This is a genomic window from Streptomyces sp. NPDC050263, assembly GCF_040655955.1.
In the GTDB taxonomy this organism is placed as follows: Bacteria; Actinomycetota; Actinomycetes; order Streptomycetales; family Streptomycetaceae; genus Streptomyces.
On the sequence record NZ_JBFAKW010000008.1, the window covers coordinates 1 to 25823 of the forward strand.

Here is a 25823-nt window from a genome sequence, read left to right on the forward strand (position 1 = left end):
TCGACCGAACCAGCTACAAAGCCACCATCAGCATCGACATCCTGACCACCCGCACCCCTTGACACTCGACAGCGAGCGCTAACTACACGGCATTGGGTCTAGATGCTCGCCCACGCTTCCCCCTGGTACGTCCACGCCCTCCAACGCACCACGGCCAGCCCAGCCGAGCCGCTGACCGTGCCCGCACGGATGGAGTGGACCACACGTCCGGGCAGCGGGCCCGGTGCCGAGATCCTCGGCCCGGACCTGCGCCGCAAGCGCGTGGCGGAACTCGGCTGCGGCCCGGGCCACAACGCTGCCTACCTCGCCACGCGATACGGCGCCCAGGTCACCGGCGTCGACCTTGTCGGCCTCCAGGTCCGCCGAGCCCGCTCGCACTACGGCCGACTGACCAACCTGACCTTCGTCGCCGGCCACGCCCTGCATTACCTGCAAGCCTCCGACGAACACTTCGACGCCTTCTACTCCGTCTTCGGAGCCATCGGACTCGTCGCCCCGGAGCTCCTACTCCCGGCCATCGCCCACCATCTCAAACCCGGGTGCACCCTCGCCTTCTCCGTCCCTCACCCTCAACGCGGCGACCTACGCCCCGCTGCCGACGACCGGCCCCGCCGCGACTACGTCACCCTGCCCGACCGCACCCGACTCCCCATCGCCCGCTGGGACTTCGACGCCGCCCGCTGGGAGAAACACCTCGACCGCGCCGGCCTCTGGCTCACCTCGGCCCAGGAGTTCCACGACGTCCGCCATGGCCGCTGGCCCACCACCCTGCTGATCACCGCGCGCAAGCTCTGACCCCCACCCCTGCTCCCCTGGGAGAAACCCATGCGCCTGCCCTACCTGCTCCTCGACGTCGACGGCGTCCTAATCCCCTTCCCGGACACGGTGGGGGCTGGCCCGGCCACCCACGCCCGCCACGACGTCGTGCCCACTGGCCGCGCCGCCGACGACCCGGTCGCCATCTGGCTCAACCCTGCGCACGGCCACTTGCTCATGCAGGTGATGCAGACCGGTCTGGTGACCCCCGTCTGGTGCACCAGCTGGCGTCAGGACGCCAGCACGATCATCGGCCCACTCCTCAGCCTCCTGCCCATGCCGTACGTCGACCTGCCACGTCCGCAGATCACGACCAGCCACCCCAACGGCTACCTCTGGAAACGCGACCACGTCGACGTCTGGCTCGGCGACGCGCCCGTCATCTGGATCGACGACGACTTCACCAACCTCGACCACGAATGGGCTGCAGAACGCACCGGCCGCGGCCAGGCGACCGCGCTTGTCCAGCCTGATCCCCACGTTGGGCTGCTGGCCGAGCACCTGGTCGAGGTCCTGGCGTGGGCCGCGCTGCTGCCGGTCGCGCAGGCTGATGTCCCAGGAGTTCCACTTGAAGCCGAAGCCGCGTAGTGGAGACAAGCCCCAGGGCGCGCTGATGCCCTCGCCACCGCAAACGGCGAGGGCATCAGCCTGACTTGGCAGTACCAGCTGGGCGCATCGGGCGCTTGGCTTCTACCGCCGCTGTCGGTGCTGCTGTTCAGCAGGTGTCGTCGCCGCTGCGGGCTGGGGGGTATGAATCTGCGGGGTGGGGACCGCGCCTGAAATGGTCGAGCGTCGGCGAGCTGCCTCGGCACGGCGGTTGGGGGCCGGGTTTCGGCCAGTGTGCTGGATGCGGGTGATCAGGACGCGGGCGGGCTGACGGGCGGTGTTCAGTTCGCGTTGCGCGGCGGCCTCCTTGAGGAGCTGGTGGGGTTGGTGGCCGCGTGCTTCGGCGTCGGCGAGGACGGTGGCCAGGGCGGGCCAGCTGGGGTCGGCGAGGATGCGCGCGGCGTGGTTGGGGACGGCGGCGCGCACGTCGCGGGTCAGGGTGAGGCGGGCCTGTTCCTTGGGCTGTCGGTGTTCCAGTTCGGCGAGCACGGGGCTCATGGCGCGGTCGGCGGCGGTCTGGAGGTGGTGGAGGGCCTGACGGGCGGCATCGGCCTGGTGGGCGTGCTGCTTGGCCTCGTGCCAGCGCCTGGAGAGGATCGCGGACCAGACGAGGGCTGCGATCAGGACGGCGAGGGCGCTGCCGTCCGGTCCGGTGGCGGTGTTGATGATGTCGCGGGCTGCGATGCGTACGGCGTCGGCGGCCCGGTCTTGTGTGCGGATCTGGGATCGCTGGGCGCGGGCGAACGCCTTTGCTGCGGCGTCGAGTTCGGCACGCAGGTTGACCGGCGCCTGCTGGGCGGTGGCTTCGATGAGTTCGCCGAGGGCGGCGACGTGGGCCTGGGAGCGTTCGTCGCCGCTGTCGGCGCCGGTGGTGTCGGTGAGTTGGGTGTGGAAGGTGTCGAGGGCGTCGGTGGCCTGCTGCCAGGGGGTGGTGGGCTTGTTGCGGCGGGCTGTGGGGTGCTCTTCGGGTACGACGGCTTCCAGGCGGGCCCGCAGTTTGGGCAGGGTGAGGTCCGGGGCGATCCTTTTGCCTGGGTGGAAGATCTGTTCCCCCTTCTCGTTGAGGTCGCCGGGGCGTCCGGCGACGTAGCCGAGGAGATCTCCAGAGGGCCCGCGCCTGGGCTTGATCGCGACGCCGTCGGCTTCGAGGTAAGCGAGGAGTTCTTCGGCCGTGCGAGCGTGAGGAATGGCTGCGCGGATGCGATCTTCGAGCCACTGCGGGCTGGTCTGCTCCCAACCGAGGCGCTGCGCCTTGTGCATCTCGGCTTGGGTGGGGCGGCGGGTGCCGGTGCGGTCACCCTTCTTCAACTTCCTGAGCCCGTAGTCCTTTTCGATCTCGCGGCAGGCGTCACCGACGCGGATGCCACTGTCGTGGAGTTTGGGGCGCCGGCCGTCCTCGCGGACGGTGGTGGCCAGGACGTGGATGTGGTCGTCAGCGTGGCGTACGGCGATCCAGCGGCAGGCCAGGTCGTCGCCTGGCGGAGCGATGCCGGCGGCCTCGACGATGCGCTGGGCTATCTCGCCCCATTCGGCGTCGGAGAGGCAGCGGTCTTCGGGTGCGGCGCGCACGGGGCAGTGCCACACGTGGTCGGTGACCTTGCGTCCGAACTCGCTGTTGCGCAGCCGTACGGGCTCGTCGAGGTAGCGGGCGAGTTCGGTGAGGGTGGCGCTCTCGTCGCGGCCCGGGTCAGGCATGCCGAGCATCGCGAAGCCCGCGACGATGTGCGGGTCAAGGTGCTCGTCCTGGCGGCCGGGGCCGTAGAGGTAGGCGAGCAGGCCACGGGTGTTGGACCCGGCCGGTTTGATGGCGGCGATCACGCGGACACCTCCTCTGCTTCCGGCTCGGCCAGCTCAGCGGGCTGGCGCAGGGCCTCGGCGATCAGCTCCAGGAGCTGCTGGAGCTCGGTCAGGTGCTGGCGGATGTCGGTTGGCGTGTAGTCGCTGTTGAGGGCGCGGGCGATCTGGTTGACGTTGACGCCGATGCGGTTGAGCTGGCGCAGCACCTGCGCGCGGAAGTGGTGGGTGCGGCGGCGGTCCGCGGACAGCGGCAGGTTCGCGGTGAAGCGGCCGGTGACGAAGGCGAGGACCACGTCGGCGGCGAAGCCGGAGTCGCCCTTGTAACCGTGCTCGGCGGCGACGTCCCGGAGGCGGGCACGCTCCTCGTCGAGGAACCGTAGAGGGCCGACGCGTGCATCGCGTTTTTCGCCGGTGAAGCGGCGGATCGTGGGCTGCACGCTCTTCACGGTGGGCTCGCCGGCGGCGGGAACGTCTTCACGTACGGGGCGGAGGATCTCGCGCTGGACGGCGTGGAGCGTGTCCGGGTCGGGGCCGCCCTCCGCCCCGACCCCCTGGCCTGGCGCCCCCTGGCGCTGGGCCTCCTCCGCCACCCCCGGGGCGGAGATCCCCGAAGACCGGCCTTCAGTCGGACTCGGGGTACTACTGGCTCCGCCAGGGGCAGCCCACCCGAACGCCTGCCGCAAACGCCCCATCAGCGTAGGGGACTTCGCCAGCGGCAGCGGCTCATCGGGAGTGTGGTCGGAGCGGTGCGGGTCGTGCGTCACGGGCGGTTCTCCGAAAGGGGCGGGAAAGACTGGCGGAGTGCTGGTGGCCAGCGCGCCATCCACAGGTGTGGAGAGGCGGGCGGCGAGTGTGGCGTACTGGGCTCGCCGGGGTGACCGGAAGGGGTTCCGGTCACCCCGTAGGAATTCCGGTCAGCTGCTGTCTGGACCGGTCCCGGCAGCGGCTTCGATTTCAGGCCGGAGGATCTTCATCACCTCGGTCTGCCGCTCACTTCCGATCGTCAAGTCCCTGTCCTTGATGGCCTTCCGGAGCAGGTCCCGGCTGAGCGTGCCGTGCTCAGCAAGGGCGGTCCGGCCGATCTCCACGAGCTCCTCGACCGTGGCTTTCGGTGGACGGCCGCCGCGCGGCCTGCTCTCCGCAACCCCGGGAGGGGGTTCCGGCAGCTGGACGGATACGGCAGCCGGAACCTCAGTGGGCTGGACAGGCTCGGCGGGCTTCGCGGACGCGGTGACTCGTAGTTCCGGCGCCTGGACGGAAGCGGTGTCCGGATGGACTGCGGGTTGGCCCACGAGTTGGTGGATCTGCCGCATCAGGACACCGAAGGCCAGCAGTGCGGCGGTCGGGGGAACCGCGGCGACCACGTAGTCGAGCCGTGGCACGGTGCCAGCACTGCCTGTGCCGTTGACCCCGGCTACGTTGAGCGCGATGGAACCGACCGATCCGGTGGCGGTGAGAACGATGGCCCACCAGTCGGTCACCTGGCGCAGGCCCGCGCGGAGCATGAGCAGCTCGCCCGCGACGATGAAGGCGTCCAGGGTGGCGGGCCAGGCCCACTGGCGGACCGGGGAGCTACGGAGCCCGTGCTGTCCGGCGACCTCGGCGAGGTGGGCGTACGAGAGCCAGAACCCGCCGGCGGTGAGGGCCACGATGACAACGCCTGCTGCAAAGAGCGCGTATCGCTCGGCATCCTCCTTGGTCATCATCGGTTGTCCTTCGTCGGGCCGGTGGTCCCGGGGGGTGGGTGTGGAGGGGTGGGTCAAGCGGGGTGCTCCTGGGGTTGGGCGGGGTGATCCGTCTTGGCCGTCTTGGCCGTTGCAAGCGCAGGTCAGGGCCGGTACGGCAGGGCCTCGATCTGCCGTACCGGAGGCGTTGACGGTGTCTTCCGCCGTGTGGCGACTCGGCGTGCCCTTGTCGGTCAGGACGGCGCAGTTGCCTCGTGCCGTCCCGACCTACAGGGGCTTGACCTGCGTTGATACGGCGGGGACGCGCGGGACGGCACAAGACGGATCCGGGCAGCGTCCTGACGGCGGCAGCGCGGTCATCATGATCGCGTTTCCGTCTTGGCCCCGGCTTCCGTCCCGGCCGCATGCCGTGTGACCTGCGAGATCACGGCAGGGACGGCAGGGACGGCCACCGGGGGATGCGGGGCTCAGCCCGAGGCGGGGGCGGTGGGCTCGGCGTTCACTGAGTGAACGGTGGGGCAGTAGCGCCGCCATGCGTCGAGGAACTTGTGGCGCATGTAGCCCTTGCGCTGGGTTCCGTCGGCGAGGCGGACGTTGCCGGGCTTGATGTCGTACCGGCGCAGCATCGCCGCCAGTTCGCGGGAGCTCAGCCCGTGGCGCCCCCATTCCGCCCACGGGCTCTCGGCGTTCTGCCGCAGGTGGTGCAGCAGCTCGTCCGTGGAGAGGCTGTCGACCTCGCGCTGGGCGACGAAGACCCTGCGGATGTCGGCGAGGATCCGGGCCTCGCCGGGCTGGTCCTCCTCGGCCTCGATCTCCGCAGCCACCATGCGCGCACACGCCTCGCGGGCACGGCGGGGCCAGGACCCGGCAGCAAGGTCGGCGACGATCACCAGGGGCTCCCAGGTGTCGGCAGCGCGGTCCTCCACCGGCATCGCCGGTTCCAGATCCGCCGCCTCGTCCAGCAGCGGCCTGGCCCAGGCGGCGATACGGTCCCGCAGATCGTGAAGGGCCGGGATGTCGCGGCGGGAGCGGAAGGGCTTGACGCTCTCGCCCTCCGCCCGGCGGCGCATGCGGATGACGACCGACCGGTCCATGATCGTGTCGGGCAGGTCACCGATCCCGGCCAGGGCCGCCATGGCGAAGGTGGCGAACCGGTGCGGGGTGTGGTCGTTGCCAACGACGCGGGTGACGTAGCGGTTGCGCTGGTGACCGGCGTTGAGCAGGCCGCGCATCTCCTCGTTCTTCTCCGCCTGCTTCGGGGTGCCGAAGATGGTATCCGCCTCGTCCACCAGGAGCGTGGGCGGCTCGTCGGTGATGGAGCGGAAGATTGCCGCGGGCGTGGTGTTGATGGTGAGCATCGGCTCGTGGACCGTCTCGGTCAGCACGTCCAGGAGCCGTGACTTGCCGCACCGCTTCGCCGGCCCGACCACCGCCAGGCGCGGGGCGTGCTGCCACGCGGGCTGCAGGTGCGTCGCCGCGACCCACAGCGTGACCGCGTCCAGTGCCTGCTGGGAGGGCAGGATCACGAACTGGGCTATCTGGGCACGCAGTTCGTTCAGCAGCTCGGAGCCGTACGTCGGCTCTGGATCCGGCACCGCTTCCTCAGCGGGCTGATCCACCGGAACCGTATCCGGCGCCCGCTCATCGGCCGCCGGGGCGGCTTCGGGCGCATGGCCGGCCCGGCCGGGCACCGCGACCGTCGGCCATACCGCCTTGCCGGGTGCGGAATAGGGCTCGGGTGTCGTAGGTTGCACAGGGCAGCTCCTTATCCGGTGACGTCGGGCATGCAGGCCCGACTCACGCAGGTCGTTCGTTGGAATGCGGGCAGTGGAGTGTGCTGAGCCTCCGGCGTTGGCCCGCCGGGGGCTTTCTCGCTTCCTTGGCCAGGGCGAGGGAACACGGACAGTACGTCCACCCCCGGCGACAGTCCAGCGTTTCTGTGTCAGCTCAGCGCAGAAGCGTCTGCTATGGGCAGGGCTGGTCATGCGGCCAGGCCGAGCAGGTTCAACAGGTCGGAGGTCACGACGCGGTACGCCTTGCCCAGCCGCAGGACCTTGCAGGGGTACTGACCGCGCTTGGCCAGCTCATAGCCCTTGCTCCGCCCCAGCCCGAGCGCCCGATTGCCGGTGTCCAGGTCAACGGCGGCGGGCAGGGCCAGCAGCTCCGCTCGCGTCATGCCCTTGGCCTGCTCGGCGGTCTCGTTGTCGCGCATCCAGCGCTCCGTTCATGAGTGAGCCCTCGGCGAACGCGGCATCACGTCCGGCTCCAGGCGATCACTAACCATCATCGGGAAGCTAATGTGTCTCCATGACACAACGCCGTTTTGATCCTAGAGATGACGAGGACGACGTCCCGGAGTGGGTGGATCAGGTGATGGCCACGGTGGCCGCCGAGGTCCGCAGACGCAGGAAGGAGCTACGCATGAGCGCCCAGGACCTGGCTGACCGCTGCGAGGAGATCGGTCATCCGATCCCGCGCAACGTGATCGCCAACATGGAGTCCGGCCGCCGCGCCGGCCTGCCCTTGGTCGACGTCCTCGTCCTCGCCGAAGCCCTGCGGACCTACCCGATCCGCCTGCTCTACCCCGTCGGCTACGTCGACCGAGTCCAGCGCCTTCCCCTGCAGCACTCCGATCCGACCTGGGACGCCATGCGCTGGTTCACCGGCGACAGCGAGGACTTCGGCATGGAAGACGACATGCTCCGCTCCTTCCGCGCCCACGTCCGCTATCAGCGCGCCGCCCTGGCCGCCCTGAAGGGCGAGAAGCACGAGCGTTGGAAGGCCGAGACGGCACCCAACCAGACCGAACGCGAGGAAGCCGTACTCGCCCAAGCCGACTACGCCGAAAGGGCGTTGGAAGCCAAGTACCGGCTCCGCAGCGCCCGCGCCTTCATCCGCGAAGACGGCGGCACACCACCGCACCTGCCACCAGAACTCGCCGACGTCGACCCACCCGTCGGCGACACCCCAGAGGAGAACGATCTTTGAAGGGTTCCACCCACCGCCGCTGCTACTGCCGCGACGCCCACACCGGTAAGCCGCTCGGTAAGCAGTGCCCGAAGCTCTCCAGCCGCAAGCACGGCTCGTACTCCATACGCCAGGAGCTCCCGCCCCGCGAAGACGGCACCCGCCGCTCCTTCAGCCGCGCCGGCTACGACTCCCTGAAGGCGGCCCAGGCCGACCTCGACCACATACGCGCCCTGCTCGGCCTCGCCGACACCGACGACCCCGAGGGCATGGCGCTGATCGCCGCCATGCTGGAGGAGGTCGGCGATGAGAAGTCGCCACTGCCGGATGTCGAGGAGACCCGGCGGCGCCTGAAGTCCGGTCAGGACCTGATCGGCCGTCTGACCGTCGGCGAGTGGCTCGATCGGTGGCTCGACGGCAAGCGCATCCGCAAGTCGGGGCTCACCCGCTACGAGACCGATATCCGGTTCCATTTGAAGCCTCGGATCGGCCACCACCGTCTCGACCGCCTGCGTGTGAGCCATCTCAGCGACATGTTCACGGCCATAGCCGACGGTAATGCCGAGATCCTGGAGCAGAACGCCCAGCGCCGGGCCGCGGTGGAGGAGTTGGCCACCGTGCCGTGGAAGGGCGCGGGCAACCGCGCCCGCCGCAAGGTGATGAAGACGGCGATCGATGCCATGCCTCCGTTCCGGCGTGTGACCGGTCCGGCTACCCGGCTGCGCATCAAGGCGACGCTGCGGTCTGCGTTGAACGACGCGATCGGCCAGCAGATCCTCACCTTCAACCCGGCGGCGCACGTCGAGCTCGATCCTGTGCGCAAGCCGAAGGCTCTGGTGTGGACGGACGCGCGGGTCGCCAGGTGGGAGCAGACGGGCGAGAAGCCCTCGCCCGTCATGGTCTGGACGCCCGAACAGACAGGCGCGTTCCTCGACTTCCTCGCGGAGGACCGGCTGTACGCGATGTGGCACCTGATCGCTTTCCGCGGCCTGCGGAGGGGCGAGGCATGCGCGCAGCCCTGGTCGGAGACCAACCTCGATGACCACTCCCTGACCGTCTCCGCCCAGCTCGTCCAGGACGGGTGGGAGGTCGAGACCTCCGAGCCCAAGACGGACAGCGGCTTCCGCGTGGTCGCGCTCGACGACGACACCGTCAACGTCCTGAAGCGGCACCGCGAACAGCAGGACGCGGACCGCGAGGAGTGGGGACCGGCCTGGGTCGAGACCGGCATGGTCTTCACGCAGGAAGACGGCTCCTGGCTCCATCCCGGGAAGGTGACCGACCTCTTCGAGCGCCTCGTCGCCGCCTCCGGCCTCCCGCCGATCCGGCTGCACGACCTCCGGCACGGAGCGGCCACGCTCATGCTCGCCGCCGGCATCGACGTGAAGATCGTGTCGGACACTCTCGGGCACAGCGACACCCGCATCACGCGGGACATTTACCAGAGCGTCCTGCCGCAGGTCGGCAAGAACGCGGCCGAGGCCACCGCCAGGCTGGTCCCGCTTCAGCGCAAGACCGAGGCGGAAGAGGCCCGTAAGGCCGTCCAGAAGGCGGCGGCCAAGGCGAAAGCCGAGGCCAGGGCCAAGAAGAAGGGCAAGCGGAAGAAGCCGAAGAAGTAGGGCACCTGACCGCTCCGCTCACGCATCGCTCACGCAAGCCATCTCGCGGCACCCCGGCCGTGTGACGCGTCATGCCCCGAGCAACACAAAAGCCCAGGTCACGGGCTATGTGACCTGGGCTTTTTCAGAGCCGCCTTCGGGATTCGAACCCGAGACCTACGCATTACGAGTGCGTTGCTCTGGCCATCTGAGCTAAGGCGGCGCGCTGTCCGCACTATGGTGCGATCAGCAACGTCGGTAAGTCTACACAGTTTCGGGGGGTGCTCCGCACCGGCCTCGGGGGCAGGGTGCGCGGCGTCGGCGGCGGGGCTATGAGCAGCGTTTTCCCTTCGTCGGAGGGGTTCCGCGGAGCAGGTAGGCGTCGATCGCCGAGTCGATGCAGTCGCTGCCCCGGCCGTAGGCCGTGTGGCCGTCGCCCTCGTAGGTGAGGAGGCGGGCCGAGGCGAGCTGGACGGCGAGGGAGCGGGCCCAGCGGTACGGGGTCGCCGGGTCGCGGGTGGTGCCGACGACGACGATCGGGGCGGCGCCCCTCGCCTCGATGCGGTGCGGTTCACCCGTGGCCCTGACCGGCCAGTACGCGCAGTTCAGGGAGGCCCAGGCGAGGCCCTCGCCGAAGACCGGGGACGCCTTCTCGAAGGACGGCAGCGCCTTCTCCACCTGGTCGGGGGTGGTGAAGGCCGCAGGGAGGTCGAGGCAGTTCACGGCCGCGTTGGCGGCCATCAGGTTGGCGTAGCGGCCCTCGGCGTCCCGCTCGTAGTAGCTGTCGGAGAGGACGAGCAGGCCGGAGCCGTCGTTCTCCTTCATCGCCGAGTTCAGCGCCTCGCGCAACTGCTCCCACGTGCTCTCGTCGTACATCGCCGCGATCACCCCGGTGGTGGCGAGGGCCTCGCCGAGCTTGCGGCCGTCGGGGTCGCCGGCCGGGATCGGACGCCGGTCGAGTTTCGCGAAGAAGGCCTTGAGGTTCTCGCCGACCTTGGCGGGGGCGGCGCCCTTGCGGCCGAGCGGGCAGTCGGGCTGCCGTACGCAGTCCTTCGCGAAGGACTGGAACGCCGTCTCGAAGCCGGCCGTCTGGTCCAGGTTCAGTCGGCGGGCGGGCAGCGACGGGTCCATCGCCCCGTCCAGGACGAGGCGGCCCACCCGGTCCGGGAACAGCCCCGCGTACGTCGCCCCGAGGAACGTCCCGTAGGACGCGCCGACGTACGTCAGCTTCCCCTCGCCCAGGAGCGCCCGCAGGATGTCCATGTCACGGGCCGCCTCCACGGTGGACACGTGCCGCAGCAGCCGCGCCGAACGCGCCCCGCAGCCCTCCGCGAACTCCTGGTACGCGTCGACGAGTTCGCCAGTCTCCCGCTGGTCGTCGGGCGTGGTGTCCGTCTGCGTGTACGCGTCCATCGCGCGCCCGTCGAGGCACTCCACGGCCTCGCTGGAGGCCACGCCGCGCGGGTCGACGGCGACCATGTCGTAGCGGGCGCGGACCGCGGCGGGGTAGCCGATGCCTGCGTACTGCTGGAGGTAGGCGACCGCCGAGCCGCCCGGGCCGCCCGGGTTGACCAGCAGGGAGCCGAGCCGCTTGCCCGGGCCTGTCGCCTTCCTGCGCTCGACCGCGAGCCGGACATCGCCCGCGTCCGGCTCTGCGTAGTCGAGCGGCGCCTTCATCGTGGCGCACTCGAAGCCGGGGACACCGCAGTCGCGCCAGTTCAGCTTCTGCCCGTAGTACGGCGCGAGCGCCGACGGCGTGGCCTGCGGCAGCGCGGCGAGCGCCGCCATCGCCGTCGAACCGGTGGAAGTCGACGACGCCTCGGCGGAGCAGCCGGAGACGGCGGACACGAGCAGCGCGGCGAGCGACAGGAAGGCGACGCCGGTACGCGACCTGCGGGACCTGTGGGACCTGCGGAGAGAGCGCCTGATGTGCATCAAGCGAGCGTAACTCTGCGCAACGACATAAACGCCGTCCGTACGTGAAGTGCCACGGACGAGCGACCCCGTCAACCCACGGGCGTCGCTGTCACCCCGCTCTCAGCGCCATCGTCATCGCCTCGACGGCCAGCAGCGGCGCCACATTGCGGTCGAGGGCCTGTCTGCACGCGGCGATGGCCTCGATGCGGCGGAGGGTGGCCTCGGGGCTGCCGCCGCGGGCGAGCCGCTCCAGGGCGTCCTCGGCGTCCGCGTTGGCGATCGCGATGCGGGAGCCGAGCTGGAGGGCGAGGACGTCACGGTAGAAGGCGGTCAGGTCGGTCAGCGCGACGTCGAGACTGTCGCGCTGCGTCCGCGTCCGCCGGCGCTTCTGCTTGTCCTCCAGGTCCTTCATCACGCCCGCCGTGCCGCGCGGCATCCGGCCGCCCTGGACCGCGCCCAGCGCCGCCTTCAGCTCATCGGTCTCCTTGCCGTCCCGTTCCTCCGCGAGCTGTCTGGCGTCCTCGGTGGCCGCGTCGACCAGTTCCTGGGCCGCCCTGAGGCAGCCGCCGACGTCGTCGACGCGCAGGGGCAGCTTCAGCACCGCCGCGCGGCGCTCGCGCGCGGCGGGGTCGGTGGCCAGACGCCGGGCCCGGTCGACGTGCCCCTGCGTGGCCCGGGCGGCGGCCGCGGCGACGGCCGGCTCGATGCCCTCGCGCCGTACGAGCATGTCGGCGACGGCGTCCACGGAGGGCGTGCGCAGGTTCAGGTGCCGGCAGCGGGAGCGGATGGTCGGCAGCACGTCCTCCAGGGAGGGCGCGCAGATCAGCCAGACCGTCCGCGGGGCGGGCTCCTCGACCGCCTTCAGGACGGCGTTGGCCGACTTCTCGTTCAGCCGCTCGGCGTCCTCCACGAGGATGATCTGCCAACGGCCCGTGGCGGGCGAGGTGTAGGACTTGCGGACCGTGTCGCGCATGTCCTCGGCGAGGATCTGCGAACCGACGGCGGCGACGGTGCTGACGTCGGCGTGAGTGCCGACGAGCGCCGTATGGCATCCGTCGCAGAAGCCGCAGCCCGGGACGCCGCCGAGCGCCCGGTCCGGGCTCACGCACTGCAACGCGGCGGCGAAGGCCCGCGCCGCCTGGCTGCGGCCTGCGCCGGGCGGGCCGGTGAACAGCCAGGCGTGCGTCATCTTCGACGTCTCCGGCGGCGGGGCGGCGGCGTGGGCCGCGGTGACGAGCGCGTCGGCGTCCCGAGCGGCAGCGGCCAGCTGCTCACTCACCTTCTCCTGCCCGACGAGGTCGTCCCACACGGTCATGCGTCACGCCGCCCTTTCGTCACGTTTCGCGCTGCCGGTTCCATTGTGCGGGCAGCCACTGACAATCGGGCCACTGCCGGTCGGCCCACAGGGCCCTCAGCGGCGCCTGCCCCGCCCGTGGCCCTCGTCGTTCCCGTCCTCGTCCCCGCGCGGGCCCAGGAGTTCGTCCGCCAGCGACGGCAGATCGTCCAGCGGGGTCTCCTCGGCCCAGTCCGGCCGCGGCCGCTGCCGGGGTGCGCCCGCGTCGTCGACCTGCGGCAGCTCGCGCGTACGGTCCTCGCCGTCCTGCTCGTCGCGGAAGTAACCCGGCGGCACCCGGTCCGAAGGGTTCTCGTCCCGGACCGGAGGCAGCACGGCCGTCTCCTCCTCGGGGCTCTGTGCGCGCACCGGCGGCAGTACCGCCGTCTCGTCCGCTGCGCCCGCCGGCATCGGAGGCTGGGGCAGCTCCGCCGTCACCTCGGCGTCGGCCGAAGGCTGCTCGGGCTTCTTGTCCATGCGGATCGGCGGCAGCACAGCCGTCTCGTCCACCGGCCCGACCGGCGCTTTCGGCGGAGTCACGACCGGCGTCGGCACGGTGGTCGCCTCCGGGGGCGCGGCCACGGGCGCGGAAGCCGCCGTGGGGCGCGCCGGCCTCGGGCCGACCTGCGCCGCGGCAGCGGCCTGCTCCGCCGCGCGCCGGGCCTGCTCGGCCCGCACCAGCGCCTCCTCGGCCTTCTGCTGCTTCTCCAGCCGCCGGGCCTCGGCCTCGGCGCGCAGCCGGGCCTCCTCCTCGGCCTGCCTGCGACGCCGCTCCTCCTCCGCCTTGCGGCGGACCTCCTCCTCGGCGCGGGCCTTCTCCTCCGCGAGGAGCCGGACCCGCTCCTCCTCGGCACGCCTGCGTGCCTCCTCGGCGCGCAGCCGCGCCTCCTCGGCCTGCCGTTCGGCCTCGCGCCGCTGCGCCTCCTCCAGCTCGCGCCGCTTGCGCTCCTCCTCCTCGGCGCGCAGCTTGGCGAGCTGCTCCTGGCGCTCGCGCTCCAGGCGCTCCTCCTCGGCCTTGCGCGCGGCCTCTTCCTCGGCCTTGCGGCGGGCCTCCTCCTCGGCCTTCCTGCGCGCCTCCTCCTGGGCCTTGATCTCGGCCTCGGACAGGGGCAGCAGCTGGTCGAGCCGGTGCCGGACGACGGCCGTGACGGCCTCGGGCTCCTGGGCCGCGTCGACCACCAGGTAGCGGCCCGGGTCGGCGGCGGCGAGGGTGAGGAAACCGGAGCGCACGCGCGCGTGGAACTCCGCGGGCTCCGACTCCAGCCGGTCCGGCGCCTCCGTGAAGCGCTCGCGGGCGGCCTCCGGGGAGACGTCCAGCAGGACCGTCAGATGCGGCACCAGGCCGTTCGTCGCCCAGCGCGAGATCCGCGCGATCTCGGTCGGGGACAGGTCGCGGCCCGCGCCCTGGTAGGCCACGGACGAGTCGACGTACCGGTCGGTGATCACCACCGCGCCGCGCTCCAGGGCGGGCCGTACGACCGTGTCGACGTGCTCCGCGCGGTCCGCCGCGTACAGCAGCGCCTCCGCGCGGTGCGAGAGCCCGGCGCTGGACACGTCCAGCAGGATCGACCGCAGCCGCTTGCCCACGGGCGTGGCCCCCGGCTCGCGCGTGAGGACGACCTCGTGGCCCTTCGCCCTGATCCACTCGGCGAGCGCCTCGGCCTGGGTGGACTTGCCTGCGCCGTCGCCGCCCTCCAGGGCGATGAAGAAGCCGGTCGCGGCCCGAGTCGTCACCGGGTCGTCGCCGCCCAGCAGTGCGTCCTTCAGGTCCTGCCGCAGGGGTACGCCTGCGCGGTCGTCGACCTTGGCCAGCACCAAGGCGGCCACCGGCAGCAGCAACGCTCCGACCAGCATCAGGGTGAACGCGGCTCCGCCGTGCGCGAAGACGAACTTGCCGTTCTCCAGCCGGTGCGGCCCGATGAGCGCCGCGACCAGCGGGGCGAGCACCGCGCCCAGCGCCACCAGGACCCGCACGACCGCGTGCAGATGCTCCGTGGTGCGCGTCCGGCGGTGGTCCTCGGTCTCCTGGTCGAGCAGCGCGTGCCCGGTGTTGGCGGCGACGCCCGCGCCGACGCCGGCCAGGGCCACGATCAGGAGCACGCTGGTGACGTCCGGGACCAGCCCGGCGGCCAGCAGCGCCACGCCGGTGAAGGCGATGGCCAGCGCGAGCAGCCGGCGCCGTGACAGCGACACCAGCACCTTCGGCGCCGTACGGACGCCGACGACGACCCCGCCGGTCAGGCCGAGCACGAGCAGCCCGTACAGCACCGGGCCGCCGCCCAGGTCCTTGGCGTGCAGCACGGCCACGGCGACGGAGGCGGAGATCGCCCCGGCGACGGCGGCGCAGGCGAGGACCAGGAGGGGGATCGCGCCCGTGCGGCCCGCCTCGACGCCGGTGGCGGTCCTGGGGCGGCGCAGTCCTTCGAGCGGCGACCGCGCGCGCGGGGCGCGCACGCCGGGCAGTTCCAGGAACGTCACGATGGACAGCGATCCGGCGAAGAGCCCGCCGGCGACATAGGAGGCGAGGGCCGCCTGGTGCTGGCCGAACCAGTCGATCCCGGCGCCCAGAAGATTGTTGAACAGTGCCGCGACGACCAGTGTGGCCGCGCCCAGCGGGATCGTCACGAAGCCGGTGCGCAGCGACAGCCGGCGCAGGGCGTCCATGTGGTCCGGCAGGGGCCGCACGGTCGCGCCCTCCAGGGGCGGGGCGGGCAGCAGGGTCGGGGCCGCGCTCTCCCGGGCGACCGTCCAGAACCGTTCCGCGACTCCGGTCACGAACACCGTGACGAGCAGCAGAGCCAGCGCGTCGTCCGGCGTCCAGTCGATCCACAGGGGCGCGACGATCAGCAGCGCGGCGCGCAGCCCGTCCGCGCCGACCATGGTCCAGCGGCGGTCGAGCGGGCCGTCCGGCGAGGTCAGCGACGTCAACGGGCCCAGGAGGACGGCGCCGAAGAGCAGGGTGGCCAGAATGCGTACCCCGAACACGATCGCCACTGCGAACGCCACGCCTCGGTAACCGCCTCCGAAGGAGCCCTCGGCGATGGCCGCCTGGAGGACGAGGAGGACGAACACCAGGAGTGCGAGGGCGTCTCCCACACCGCTCACCAGCTGCGCGCTCCAGAGCCGTTTGAGCTGCGGCTCGCGCAACAGGGCGCGCACGGCGCGCTCGCGGGAGTCCGCCACCAGGGCGTCGTCCGGGGCCGGGTGGTGGGCCGTTGGCTGCTCGGCTCGCGTCATGCTTTCAGCCTATCGGCCGCGACTGACAGCCTGTGGCCGCCGTCCGCACGTACGACCGCCCCGACACCAAAGTGATGCCGGGGCGTTCGTTCAGCGAACCCGCCGTGAAGGAATGAAGGAATCGTGGCCGGGTTCAGTCGTCCGACGGGGCAGCCGCGGCTTTCTTGGCGACCGTCTTCTTCGCCGTCGTCGTCTTGGCGGCGGTCTTCTTGGCGGCCGTCTTCTTCGCCGGGGCGGCCTTCTTCGCCGCCGGCGCCTTCTTCGCGGGCGCCTTCTTGGCCGTCTTCTTGGCCGGCGCCTTGGCGCGCTTCTCGGCGAGCAGTTCGAAGCCGCGCTCCGGGGTGATCTCCTCGACGCTGTCGCCGGAGCGCAGGGTCGCGTTGGTCTCCCCGTCGGTGACGTACGGCCCGAAGCGGCCGTCCTTGACGACGACGGGCTTGCCGCTGACCGGGTCCGCGCCCAGTTCCTTCAGCGGCGGCTTGGCGGCGGCCCGGCCACGCTGCTTGGGCTGGGAGTAGATCTCCAGCGCCTCCGCGAGCGTGATCGTGAAGAGCTGGTCCTCGGTCTGCAGCGACCGCGAGTCCGTGCCCTTCTTCAGGTACGGGCCGTAGCGGCCGTTCTGCGCGGTGATCTCCACGCCCTCCGCGTCGGCGCCGACGACGCGCGGCAGGGACATCAGCTTGAGGGCGTCCGCCAGCGTCACCGTGTCGAGCGACATCGACTTGAACAGCGAGGCCGTACGCGGCTTGACGGCGTTCTTGCCGGTCTTCGGGGTGCCCTCGGGGAGCACCTCGGTGACGTACGGGCCGTAGCGGCCGTCGCGGGCGATGATCTGGTGGCCGGAGTCCGGGTCGGCGCCCAGCTCGAAGTCGCCGCTCGGCTTGGCGAGCAGCTCCTCGGCGAGCTCGACGGACAGCTCGTCGGGCGCGAGGTCCTCGGGGATGTCCGCGCGCTGGTGGCCCTCGGAGTCCTTCTCGCCGCGCTCGATGTAGGGGCCGTAGCGGCCGACCCGCAGCACGATGCCGCTGCCCACGGGGAACGACGACACCTCGCGGGCGTCGATCGCGCCCAGGTCGGTCACCAGCTCCTTGAGGCCGCCGAGGTGGTCCCCGTCGCCGTTGCCTGCGTCCGCGGCGGAGCCGCTGTCAGGGGTGGTCTCGCCGAAGTAGAACCGCTTGAGCCACGGCACGGACTGCGCCTCACCCCGGGCGATGCGGTCGAGGTCGTCCTCCATCTTGGCGGTGAAGTCGTAGTCGACGAGCCGCCCGAAGTGCTTCTCCAGGAGGTTGACCACGGCGAAGGACAGGAAGGACGGGACGAGCGCCGTGCCCTTCTTGAAGACGTAGCCGCGGTCGAGGATCGTGCCGATGATCGACGCGTACGTCGACGGGCGGCCGATCTCGCGCTCTTCGAGCTCCTTGACCAGGCTGGCCTCGGTGTAGCGGGCCGGGGGCTTGGTGGCGTGCCCGTCGACCGTGATCTCCTCGGCGGACAGCGCGTCGCCCTCGCCGACCTGGGGCAGGCGGCGCTCGCGGTCGTCCAGCTCGGCGTTCGGGTCGTCGGCGCCCTCGACGTAGGCCTTGAGGAAGCCGTGGAAGGTGATCGTCTTGCCGGAGGCGCTGAACTCGGCGTCCCGGCCGTCGGCGGCAGCGCCGGCGATCTTCACCGTGACGCTGTTGCCGACCGCGTCCTTCATCTGGGAGGCGACCGTCCGCTTCCAGATCAGCTCGTAGAGCTTGAACTGGTCGCCGGTCAGGCCCGTCTCGGCGGGCGTGCGGAAACGATCACCCGAGGGGCGGATCGCCTCGTGCGCCTCCTGCGCGTTCTTGACCTTGCCGGCGTACGTACGCGGCTGGGCCGGCAGGTAGTCGGCGCCGTACAGCTGCGTGACCTGGGCGCGGGCGGCGGTGATCGCCGTCTCGCTCAGCGTCGTGGAGTCCGTACGCATGTAGGTGATGAAGCCGTTCTCGTACAGCTTCTGCGCCACCTGCATGGTGGCCTTCGCGCCGAAGCCGAGCTTGCGGCTGGCCTCCTGCTGGAGCGTCGTCGTACGGAACGGGGCGTACGGCGAGCGGCGGTAGGGCTTGGACTCGACGGACCGGACGGCGAACCGGGTGTTCTGCAGGGCGGTGGCCAGGGCACGGACGTTCGCCTCGTCGAGGTGGAGGATGTTCGCGCTCTTGAGTTGTCCCACGGAGTCGAAGTCGCGGCCCTGCGCGACCCGCCTGCCGTCGACGGCCGTGAGGCGGGCGACCAGCGACGACGGGTCCGACGAGTCACCGGCGCGGCCGGTCGCGAAGGTCCCCGTCAGGTCCCAGTACTCAGCAGAACGGAAGGCGATGCGCTCGCGTTCCCGCTCCACGACAAGTCGTGTCGCGACGGACTGGACACGGCCGGCCGACAGGCGCGGCATGACCTTCTTCCACAGGACCGGCGAGACCTCGTAGCCGTAGAGACGGTCGAGGATGCGGCGGGTCTCCTGGGCGTCGACGAGCTTCTGGTTGAGCTGGCGCGGGTTGGCGACGGCGGCCTGGATCGCGGCCTTGGTGATCTCGTGGAAGACCATCCGCTTGACCGGGACCTTGGGCTTCAGCACCTCCTGGAGGTGCCATGCGATGGCCTCGCCCTCGCGGTCCTCATCGGTGGCGAGGAAGAGCTCGTCGGAGTCCCGCAGCAGGTCCTTGAGCTTCTTGACCTGCGCCTTCTTGTCGGCGTTGACGACATAGATCGGCTGGAAGTCGTGTTCGACGTCCACTCCGAGGCGGCGGACCTCACCCGTGTACTGGTCCGGCACCTCCGCGGCACCGTTGGGAAGGTCGCGGATGTGCCCGACGCTGGCCTCGACGATGTAGCCGGGGCCGAGGTAACCCTTGATCGTCTTCGCCTTGGCAGGCGACTCGACGATCACGAGTCGGCGGCCGCCCTTCGCGGTCTCGCTGGTCGGGGACAACTTCGCTCTTCTCTCCGGTCGACTCTGGGGCCTCCCCAGGCCTTGCTCCCGGGGTCGGGTCATGGTGACGCTGCGGAGTGTGACGGTACATCCCGCCCCCGTGTCAAACGGGAAAAGCCCGCAACGGCCACTCGAACGGTAACCCGACTACCGCCATTCCTGCCGCCCGGAGTACCGACCGGGCCTTTCCGTGCGACCGGAAGACGTCCTCCCCTTTACCGGGGCGACCACGCTCACGCGACTCGAACGGGGGCAGGGCGACCTGGTCGAACAGGGCCCCGGAGGTGGCCTTGAAGGCGGATTCAGAGACGGGTGAAGCACCACGCCCCGGCGGCCAGGGCGACGACGGCGCCCAGCGTCGCGAAGGTCGCCGATGCGACGGGGCTCACACCTTGCGCCACGGGTTCACGGTGTCGCACCCGGACCCCGGTCCACACCAGCAGCGCGGCCCCGAACAGGGCGAACACCACTCCCGCGAAGATCGCCGGCCCAGTCTCCATGATCGTCCCCGCCCCTTTTCTCCCCGCGCGGCCTTGGCCCCGGGAGACTGTCACGCGTGGGCGGCGCCCCGGCGAACCCGAGGTTAACGCCGGGGCTACGGGCGGGGGCGGGAGGCGCGGCGAGCCGCCGACGGGGCGCTGAACGGGGCGCGGGCCGGGGCGTCTGGCGGGCGGGACCGGCGCGGCGGGGCGCGGCGGGGCTGGACGAGGGTGACCCGCCTCTCCCGGAACCCGGCACGATGCTTTCCGGTCACCCTCCCCGTTCTCACCGGCTCACTCCGTCGGCTCGAGGAACCCCTGCTCCACCAACAGACGGATCTGCGCCGGAGTGCGGTCCCGCAACAGCACCGGGTCCTCGCCGACCAGTTGGGCGATGGCGTCGAGAATCCGGCCGGCGCTCAGCGAGCCGTCGCACACGCCCGCGAAGCCCGCGCCGACCGTGTCCACCTTGGTGGCCCGCCGCATGCCGCGGTGCTGGCGCAGCACGACGTGCTCCGGGTCGTCGGCGCCGGGCAGCCCGACCTGCTCCTGGACGACCTCCGTGACCAGCCGGAAGTGGCCGGCGAGCAGGGCCGCGTCGTCGTGTGCGCGCAGGTAGTCGAGCCGCTCGAAGTGCCCCAGGATCGTGTCGCCGAGCGGTTGTTCGACCGAGTGCGGCCACTCCTCGACGGTGATCACGGGCTCCGCGGCCGCCGTCCTGCGCAACGTGATCCAGCCGAAGCCGACGGCCTTCACCTTGCGCGCCTCGAACTCGTCCAGCCATGCGTCGTAGTGCGCCTGGTACTCGGTCTGGTCGCCCCGGTGGTCACCGGCGTCCCTCAGCCAGAGTTCGGCGTACTGCGTGACGTCCTGCACCTCGCGCTGCACGATCCACGCGTCGCACCCGCGCGGGACCCACGACCGGAGCCGGTCCTGCCAGTCCTCCCCCTCCACGTGCTGCCAGTTGGCGAGGAACTGCGCGAACCCGCCCTCGCTCAGTCGCTCCCCCGCCCCCTGAACGAGCGAGCGGCACAGATCGTCCCCGCCCATCCCGCCGTCCCGGTAGGTCAGCCGGGCGCCCGGCGAGATCACGAACGGCGGGTTCGACACGATGAGGTCGTATTTCTCGTCGCCCTTGACCGGTTCGAACAGCGAGCCCTCGCGCAGTTCGGCGGCCGGGGCTCCGGACAGCGCGAGCGTGAGCGCGGTGATGTGCAGCGCGCGCGGGTTGAGGTCGGTCGCCGTCACGCGCGTGGCGTGCTGGGCGGCGTGCAGCGCCTGGATGCCGGAACCGGTGCCGAGGTCGAGGGAGGCGGAGACGGGCCTGCGGACGGTGATGCCGGCGAGGGTCGTCGACGCGCCCCCGACGCCGAGGACGACGCCTTCGTCCTTGCTGCCGACGCCGCCCGCGCCGCCGACCGCGCACCCCAGGTCGGACACGATGAACCAGTCCTCGCCGTCCGGCCCGCCGTACGGCCGTACGTCCACGGCCGCCGCCACCTCGTCCGGACCGGCGGGGAGCAGCCAGCCGCTCTCCACGCACGCGCGTACGGGCAGAAACTCCTCCACGCGTGCGTGCGGCACCGGCTGCTGGAGCAGGAAGAGGCGGACGAGCGTCTCCAGCGGCGTGTCCCCGCGGGTCGCGCGCAGCGCGGGCACGGTCTCGCTGCGGGCCAGCGCCGCGTAGGCGGGGGCGCCGAGCAGCTCCAGGAGACCGTCCGCGGTGAAGGAGGCCGCCAGCAGGGCCTCGCGCAGCCGGGCGGCGACGTCGGGGCGGTCGGCGAAGGGCAGGGGGGAGCGGGTGGCGTTACTCACGCCCCCATTGTCTCCCGTCACCTCTCGGGTGTCTGCGGCACCGCATGGGTCGCCCGCCCCAAAGGCTCCGCCAGGCTCCTCCGGAGCGTCCCGGGCCGCGGGCCGCGGCCTCAGCTCGTCGTGGCGCGGGCCGAGGCGGAGGCTGCCACCTTCTTGCAGCTGTCCTGGCCGGCCATGGCGTCCTTGACGTCGCCCTGCTCGAGGTTCTTCAGCGCGGTGTTGCCGCTCTTGCTGAGCGTGCCGAGCGCGGTGGCGATGTCCTGGAGGCCGTCGGCGAACTTCGCCTGGTCCTTCGTGTCCAGCGCGTCGACCTGCTTCTTCAGGCCGGCGTAGGAGGTCGAGAGGGTGGTGAGCGCGGCGACGGCGTCCTTCTGCTTCTTCTCGCCGTCGTCGATCCCGGGCGGGGCCCCGGCGGTCTGGACGGTCTGGGCGAGTGCCTTGTAGGCGTCGGACATGTCCTGGAAGGCCTGCGAGTCGGTCTTCTGGACGTTAGCCGGGGCGTTGTTGTCGGTGGCGGCCTGCTTGATCGCGTCGTTGGCCGCGTCGACCTTCGCGTCCTGGGCGGGCAGCGCGTCGCAGACCTGCTTGGCCCAGGCGTCGAGCTCCTTGTTGCCGTCGTCGCTGCTGCATCCGGACAGCGCCAGTACCAGTACCGCACCGCCGGACAGTACGGCCGCGAGCTTCTTGTTCACCGGTTTGGTCCCTTCCATGGCTCTCGGCCCCGGAACATACACGCCAACCGGGCGACAACCCCAGAATGAATGTCCGCTATAGGGACTATTGAAGCCATTTGCACCAAGAGAGAGAAGGCTCACGGCTCGGGCACACACGCGACACAGCGGGCGGTCGACGCGTCAGCACGCGCCGTCCGCCCGCCCTTTGAGCTGCACACCGCCGAGCAGGTCTACGAAACCACCGCCGGATCCGCCGACTTGGCCGAGGTGTCGGCGTTGTCTTCGTCACCAACGGCGATACCGCGCCGCTTGGAGATGTAGACCGCGACGACGATCACGGCGAGCGAGAGGACCGCGATCAGGATCCGCACGCCGATGCTCTCATCCTCGCCGTAGCTGAACTTGATCACGGCCGGCGCGATGAGCAGCGCCACCAGGTTCATGACCTTGAGCAGCGGGTTGATCGCGGGACCGGCGGTGTCCTTGAACGGGTCACCGACCGTGTCGCCGATCACCGTGGCCGCGTGCGCCTCGCTGCCCTTGCCGCCGTGATGGCCGTCCTCGACGAGCTTCTTGGCGTTGTCCCACGCGCCGCCGGAGTTGGCGAGGAACACCGCCATCAGCGTGCCCGAGCCGATCGCGCCCGCCAGGAACGCGCCGAGCGCGCCCACGCCGAGGGTGAACCCGACGAAGATCGGCGCCAGCACGGCCAGCAACCCGGGGGTCGCGAGTTCGCGCAGGGCGTCCCTGGTGCAGATGTCGACGACCTTGCCGTACTCCGGCTCCTCGCTGTAATCCATGATCCCGGGGTGCTCGCGGAACTGCCGCCGCACCTCGAACACCACGGCGCCCGCCGACCGCGACACCGCGTTGATCGCCAGCCCCGAGAAGAGGAAGACGACCGCCGCGCCCGCGATCAGGCCGACGAGGTTGTTGGGCTGCGAGATGTCCATCATCAGACTCATCGGCGCACCCGCCCCGGAGAGCTTCTCGCCGACGTCCTGCGCGCCCGTGGTGATCGCGTCCCGGTACGACCCGAAGAGCGCCGACGCCGCCAGGACGGCGGTGGCGATGGCGATGCCCTTGGTGATGGCCTTGGTCGTGTTGCCGACGGCGTCGAGGTTGGTGAGCACCTGCGCGCCCGCGCCCTGGACGTCGCCGGACATCTCGGCGATGCCCTGCGCGTTGTCGGAGACCGGCCCGAAGGTGTCCATCGCGACGATCACCCCGACCGTGGTGAGCAGACCGGTGCCGGCCAGCGCCACCGCGAACAGCGCCAGCATGATCGACGTACCGCCGAGCAGGAACGCCCCGTACACGCCCAGACCGATCAACAGCGCGGTGTAGACGGCCGATTCGAGCCCGACGGAGATCCCGGCGAGGACGACGGTGGCGGGGCCCGTCAGCGACGACTTGCCGATGTCACGCACCGGCCGACGGGTGGTCTCGGTGAAGTAGCCCGTCAACTGCTGGATGACCGCGGCCAGGACGATGCCGATCGCCACCGCGACGAGGGCGAGAACGCGCGGGTCGCCGTTCTTGCCCTGGATCGCCGCGTCGGTGACGCCGTCGAGGTCGGCGTACTTGCCGGGGAGATAGAGGAAGACGGCCACCGCGACCAGCACGAGCGAGATCACCGCGGAGATGAAGAAGCCCCGGTTGATCGCGGACATGCCACTGCGGTCGGTGCGGCGCGGGGCGACCGCGAAGATCCCGACCATGGCCGTGAGCACGCCGATCGCGGGGACGAGCAGCGGGAAGGCGAGCCCGGCGTCGCCGAAGGCAGCCTTGCCGAGGATCAGCGCGGCGACCAGGGTCACGGCGTACGACTCGAACAGGTCGGCCGCCATGCCCGCGCAGTCGCCGACGTTGTCGCCCACGTTGTCGGCGATGGTCGCGGCATTGCGCGGATCGTCCTCCGGAATGCCCTGCTCGACCTTGCCGACCAGGTCGGCGCCGACGTCGGCGGCCTTGGTGAAGATGCCGCCGCCGACCCTCATGAACATGGCGATGAGGGCCGCGCCGAGCCCGAAGCCCTCCAGCACCTTCGGCGCGTCGGCCGCGTAGACCAGCACCACACACGCGGCGCCGAGCAGACCGAGCCCTACCGTGAACATGCCGACGACGCCGCCGGTACGGAATGCGATCTTCATTGCTTTGTGCGAGACGGCGGTGAGATCCTTTTCCGGTTCGCCTTCCGCCGGAGTCGCTTCCCGGGCCGCCGCGGCGACGCGCACATTGCTGCGCACGGCGAGCCACATGCCGATATAGCCGGTGCCCGCCGAGAACGCCGCACCGATCAAGAAGAACACCGACCGTCCGGCGCGCTGGTTCCAGTCGTCCGCGGGCAGCAGCATGAGCAGGAAGAACACGACCACGGCGAAAACGGCGAGTGTGCGCAGTTGCCGGGCCAGATAGGCGTTGGCGCCTTCCTGGATGGCCGCTGCGATCTTCTTCATGCTGTCGGTGCCCTCGCCCGCCGCGAGCACCTGGCGCAGCAGTACGCCCGCGACCACGAGCGCGGCCAGCGCCACGACCGCGATGACCACCACGAGCAGGCGGTTGCCGTCGGTCAGCACTGCGGCTGCGAAGGTTGTGGAGTGGTCCAACCGATGAGGGGTAGAAAGCCCCGCCATTCGTCCTCCTTGACGCTTGGGCTGAGCTCAAGATGTGGACGGATTGTAGGTACCGGAACCTGATCAAAACAGTGCGCGGCAAACGGAATTCGCCTTCGCATGCGAAACCCGCATGATCCTTGTCGATCCCGCACGGTAATGACTTCAAGGCATTGCCGTTCGTGAATTGGTTCACGATATTCGCGGCAAGATTCACTTCGCCGGGATTCCAAGATCCCGGGATTCCAAGATTCATTTCACGGAACCACTGTAAGCGCGGTCACCGAGGTCCGCACATGCCGAAGGGCCCTACGAGGTAGGGCCCTTCGGGTGAGTGAATCGCGAGGCTCGGGTCGAGCCGGGTGGGGTCAGGACAGCGCCGCGGTCGCCGATGCGCTCGGCCACGTCATGCGGATCAGTCCGCCGTGCTCGCCGGCGGTGACCTCCACGTCGTCGACGAGGCCGCTGATGACCGCGAGGCCCATCTCGTCCTCCTCGGCCTCCGCGTCGGCCTCGGCGCCGGAGCCGGGCACCCGGTCGCCGGGCGCCGAGCGTGGCGCCTCGTCGCCGACCTCGATGGAGAACTGTTTCTCCTCCTCGATCAGCAACACCTTCACCGGCGCGGTGATACCGCCCGTCTGGTGCAGTCCGACGGCGCGGGTGCAGGCCTCGCCCACGGCGAGCCTGACCTCGTCGAGGACGGCCTCGTCCACCCCGGCCCTGCGCGCAACCGCTGCCGCCACCAGTCGGGCGGTCCTGACGTGCTCGGGCAGCGCGCTGAAGCGGAGTTCAACGGTGGCCATACGTCCCCCTCGGAACTACGGGCGTGCTGTCGGGGGGCCGGGCCGCCGAGCCCGGTCCCCCTACTTCGTTCAACCAGCCGTGCCGGGCCGCGCGGGCCCGGGACGGGGTGGTCAGTCGGTGGCAGCGACCGCTTCGTCGACCGAGGTGTGGATCGGAAACACCTTGGTCAGACCAGTGATGCGGAAGATCTTCAAAATACGCTCCTGGTTGCAGACCAGGCGGAGCGAGCCCTCATGGGCACGCACCCGCTTCAGGCCGCCGACCAGCACGCCGAGCCCGGTGGAGTCGAGGAAGTCCACGCCCTCCATGTCAACGACGAGGTGGAAATTCCCGTCGTTCACCAGCTCGACCAGCTGCTCGCGCAACTTGGGCGCGGTATATACGTCGATTTCGCCACCGACCTCGACGACCGTACGATCGCCGACGGTACGGGTCGACAGAGACAGGTCCACGGATCCTCCAGCACCTTGCTATCGAGCGGTCGCCCCTCGGGACACCTGGGCAGGAGCCCCCGGGACTGTACGCCAGCC

The 25823-nt window shown here is 70.9% G+C and carries 19 protein-coding genes and 1 tRNA gene; 4 read left to right on the plus strand and 16 right to left on the minus strand.

Going from position 1 to position 25823, the window contains the following annotated elements:
* The first annotated feature begins 102 nt into the window (after nucleotides 1-102).
* A complete protein-coding gene (locus AB0J04_RS05305) occupies nucleotides 103-795 on the plus strand; it encodes a class I SAM-dependent methyltransferase (protein WP_363167027.1) in 693 nt (230 codons plus the stop codon).
* Between the two features lie 30 nt (nucleotides 796-825).
* Complete coding sequence (locus AB0J04_RS05310; RefSeq protein ID WP_363167028.1) at nucleotides 826-1404, plus strand: HAD domain-containing protein; 579 nt, start codon at nucleotides 826-828, stop codon at nucleotides 1402-1404.
* 102 nt (nucleotides 1405-1506) lie between these two features.
* Here AB0J04_RS05310 and AB0J04_RS05315 read toward each other — a convergent pair whose 3' ends face one another.
* The 5 genes from AB0J04_RS05315 to AB0J04_RS05335 form a co-directional block, all read right to left on the minus strand.
* A complete protein-coding gene (locus tag AB0J04_RS05315; RefSeq protein WP_363167029.1) occupies nucleotides 1507-3240 on the minus strand; it encodes a mobilization protein in 1734 nt (577 codons plus the stop codon).
* On the minus strand, nucleotides 3237-3809 hold the full coding sequence (locus AB0J04_RS05320) for a MobC family plasmid mobilization relaxosome protein (protein ID WP_363167030.1): 573 nt from the start codon (nucleotides 3807-3809) through the stop codon (nucleotides 3237-3239). The genes AB0J04_RS05315 and AB0J04_RS05320 overlap by 4 nt, the downstream gene beginning before the upstream one ends.
* Nucleotides 3810-4133: 324 nt before the next feature.
* Entirely contained in the window at nucleotides 4134-4925 is a 792-nt protein-coding gene (locus AB0J04_RS05325; RefSeq protein ID WP_363167031.1) for a DUF2637 domain-containing protein, read from the minus strand.
* A gap of 446 nt (nucleotides 4926-5371) precedes the next feature.
* On the minus strand, nucleotides 5372-6658 hold the full coding sequence (locus AB0J04_RS05330; RefSeq protein WP_363167032.1) for a DUF3631 domain-containing protein: 1287 nt from the start codon (nucleotides 6656-6658) through the stop codon (nucleotides 5372-5374).
* A 227-nt stretch (nucleotides 6659-6885) separates the two neighbouring features.
* Nucleotides 6886-7116 carry a hypothetical protein gene (locus AB0J04_RS05335; RefSeq protein ID WP_363167033.1) on the minus strand — a complete coding sequence of 77 codons (231 nt, stop codon included), beginning with the start codon at nucleotides 7114-7116 and terminating at the stop codon, nucleotides 6886-6888.
* 95 nt (nucleotides 7117-7211) lie between these two features.
* Here AB0J04_RS05335 and AB0J04_RS05340 point away from each other — a divergent pair, with 95 nt between their 5' ends.
* Together AB0J04_RS05340 and AB0J04_RS05345 are read left to right on the plus strand one after the other, a co-directional pair.
* Nucleotides 7212-7892: a helix-turn-helix transcriptional regulator gene (locus AB0J04_RS05340; protein WP_363167034.1), complete on the plus strand. Its 681-nt coding sequence runs from the start codon at nucleotides 7212-7214 to the stop codon at nucleotides 7890-7892.
* On the plus strand, nucleotides 7889-9490 hold the full coding sequence (locus AB0J04_RS05345; RefSeq protein WP_363167035.1) for a tyrosine-type recombinase/integrase: 1602 nt from the start codon (nucleotides 7889-7891) through the stop codon (nucleotides 9488-9490). Before AB0J04_RS05340 ends, AB0J04_RS05345 begins: the two co-directional genes overlap by 4 nt.
* 128 nt (nucleotides 9491-9618) lie before the next feature.
* Here the strand turns inward: AB0J04_RS05345 and AB0J04_RS05350 are convergent.
* The 11 genes from AB0J04_RS05350 to bldG all read right to left on the minus strand — a co-directional run bounded on the left by AB0J04_RS05350 (nucleotide 9619) and on the right by bldG (nucleotide 25745).
* Nucleotides 9619-9692, minus strand: a tRNA-Thr gene (locus tag AB0J04_RS05350).
* Nucleotides 9693-9799: 107 nt separating this feature from the next.
* Complete coding sequence (locus AB0J04_RS05355; protein WP_363167036.1) at nucleotides 9800-11404, minus strand: alpha/beta hydrolase; 1605 nt, start codon at nucleotides 11402-11404, stop codon at nucleotides 9800-9802.
* Nucleotides 11405-11495: 91 nt separating this feature from the next.
* The gene (locus tag AB0J04_RS05360; RefSeq protein ID WP_363167037.1) at nucleotides 11496-12701 is read right to left on the minus strand and encodes a DNA polymerase III subunit delta'; all 1206 of its coding nucleotides are present in this window, start codon (nucleotides 12699-12701) and stop codon (nucleotides 11496-11498) included.
* A gap of 96 nt (nucleotides 12702-12797) precedes the next feature.
* Entirely contained in the window at nucleotides 12798-15956 is a 3159-nt protein-coding gene (tmk, locus tag AB0J04_RS05365) for a dTMP kinase (protein WP_363167038.1), read from the minus strand.
* A gap of 133 nt (nucleotides 15957-16089) precedes the next feature.
* The gene (gene topA, locus AB0J04_RS05370) at nucleotides 16090-18906 is read right to left on the minus strand and encodes a type I DNA topoisomerase (protein WP_363167039.1); all 2817 of its coding nucleotides are present in this window, start codon (nucleotides 18904-18906) and stop codon (nucleotides 16090-16092) included.
* 302 nt (nucleotides 18907-19208) lie between these two features.
* Nucleotides 19209-19406, minus strand: a complete 198-nt coding sequence (locus tag AB0J04_RS05375; protein WP_363167040.1) for a hypothetical protein — start codon at nucleotides 19404-19406, stop codon at nucleotides 19209-19211.
* A 273-nt stretch (nucleotides 19407-19679) separates the two neighbouring features.
* Nucleotides 19680-21200, minus strand: coding sequence for a class I SAM-dependent methyltransferase (locus AB0J04_RS05380; RefSeq protein ID WP_363167041.1), 1521 nt, complete (start codon nucleotides 21198-21200; stop codon nucleotides 19680-19682).
* A 110-nt stretch (nucleotides 21201-21310) separates the two neighbouring features.
* Nucleotides 21311-21910 (minus strand): small secreted protein, encoded by a 600-nt coding sequence (locus AB0J04_RS05385; protein ID WP_363167042.1) that lies wholly within the window; start codon nucleotides 21908-21910, stop codon nucleotides 21311-21313.
* Between the two features lie 194 nt (nucleotides 21911-22104).
* The gene (locus AB0J04_RS05390) at nucleotides 22105-24510 is read right to left on the minus strand and encodes a sodium-translocating pyrophosphatase (RefSeq protein WP_363167043.1); all 2406 of its coding nucleotides are present in this window, start codon (nucleotides 24508-24510) and stop codon (nucleotides 22105-22107) included.
* A 347-nt stretch (nucleotides 24511-24857) separates the two neighbouring features.
* Complete coding sequence (locus AB0J04_RS05395; RefSeq protein ID WP_363167044.1) at nucleotides 24858-25292, minus strand: ATP-binding protein; 435 nt, start codon at nucleotides 25290-25292, stop codon at nucleotides 24858-24860.
* A 111-nt stretch (nucleotides 25293-25403) separates the two neighbouring features.
* On the minus strand, nucleotides 25404-25745 hold the full coding sequence (bldG, locus tag AB0J04_RS05400) for an anti-sigma factor antagonist BldG (protein ID WP_009189842.1): 342 nt from the start codon (nucleotides 25743-25745) through the stop codon (nucleotides 25404-25406).
* Nucleotides 25746-25823: the final 78 nt, after the last annotated feature.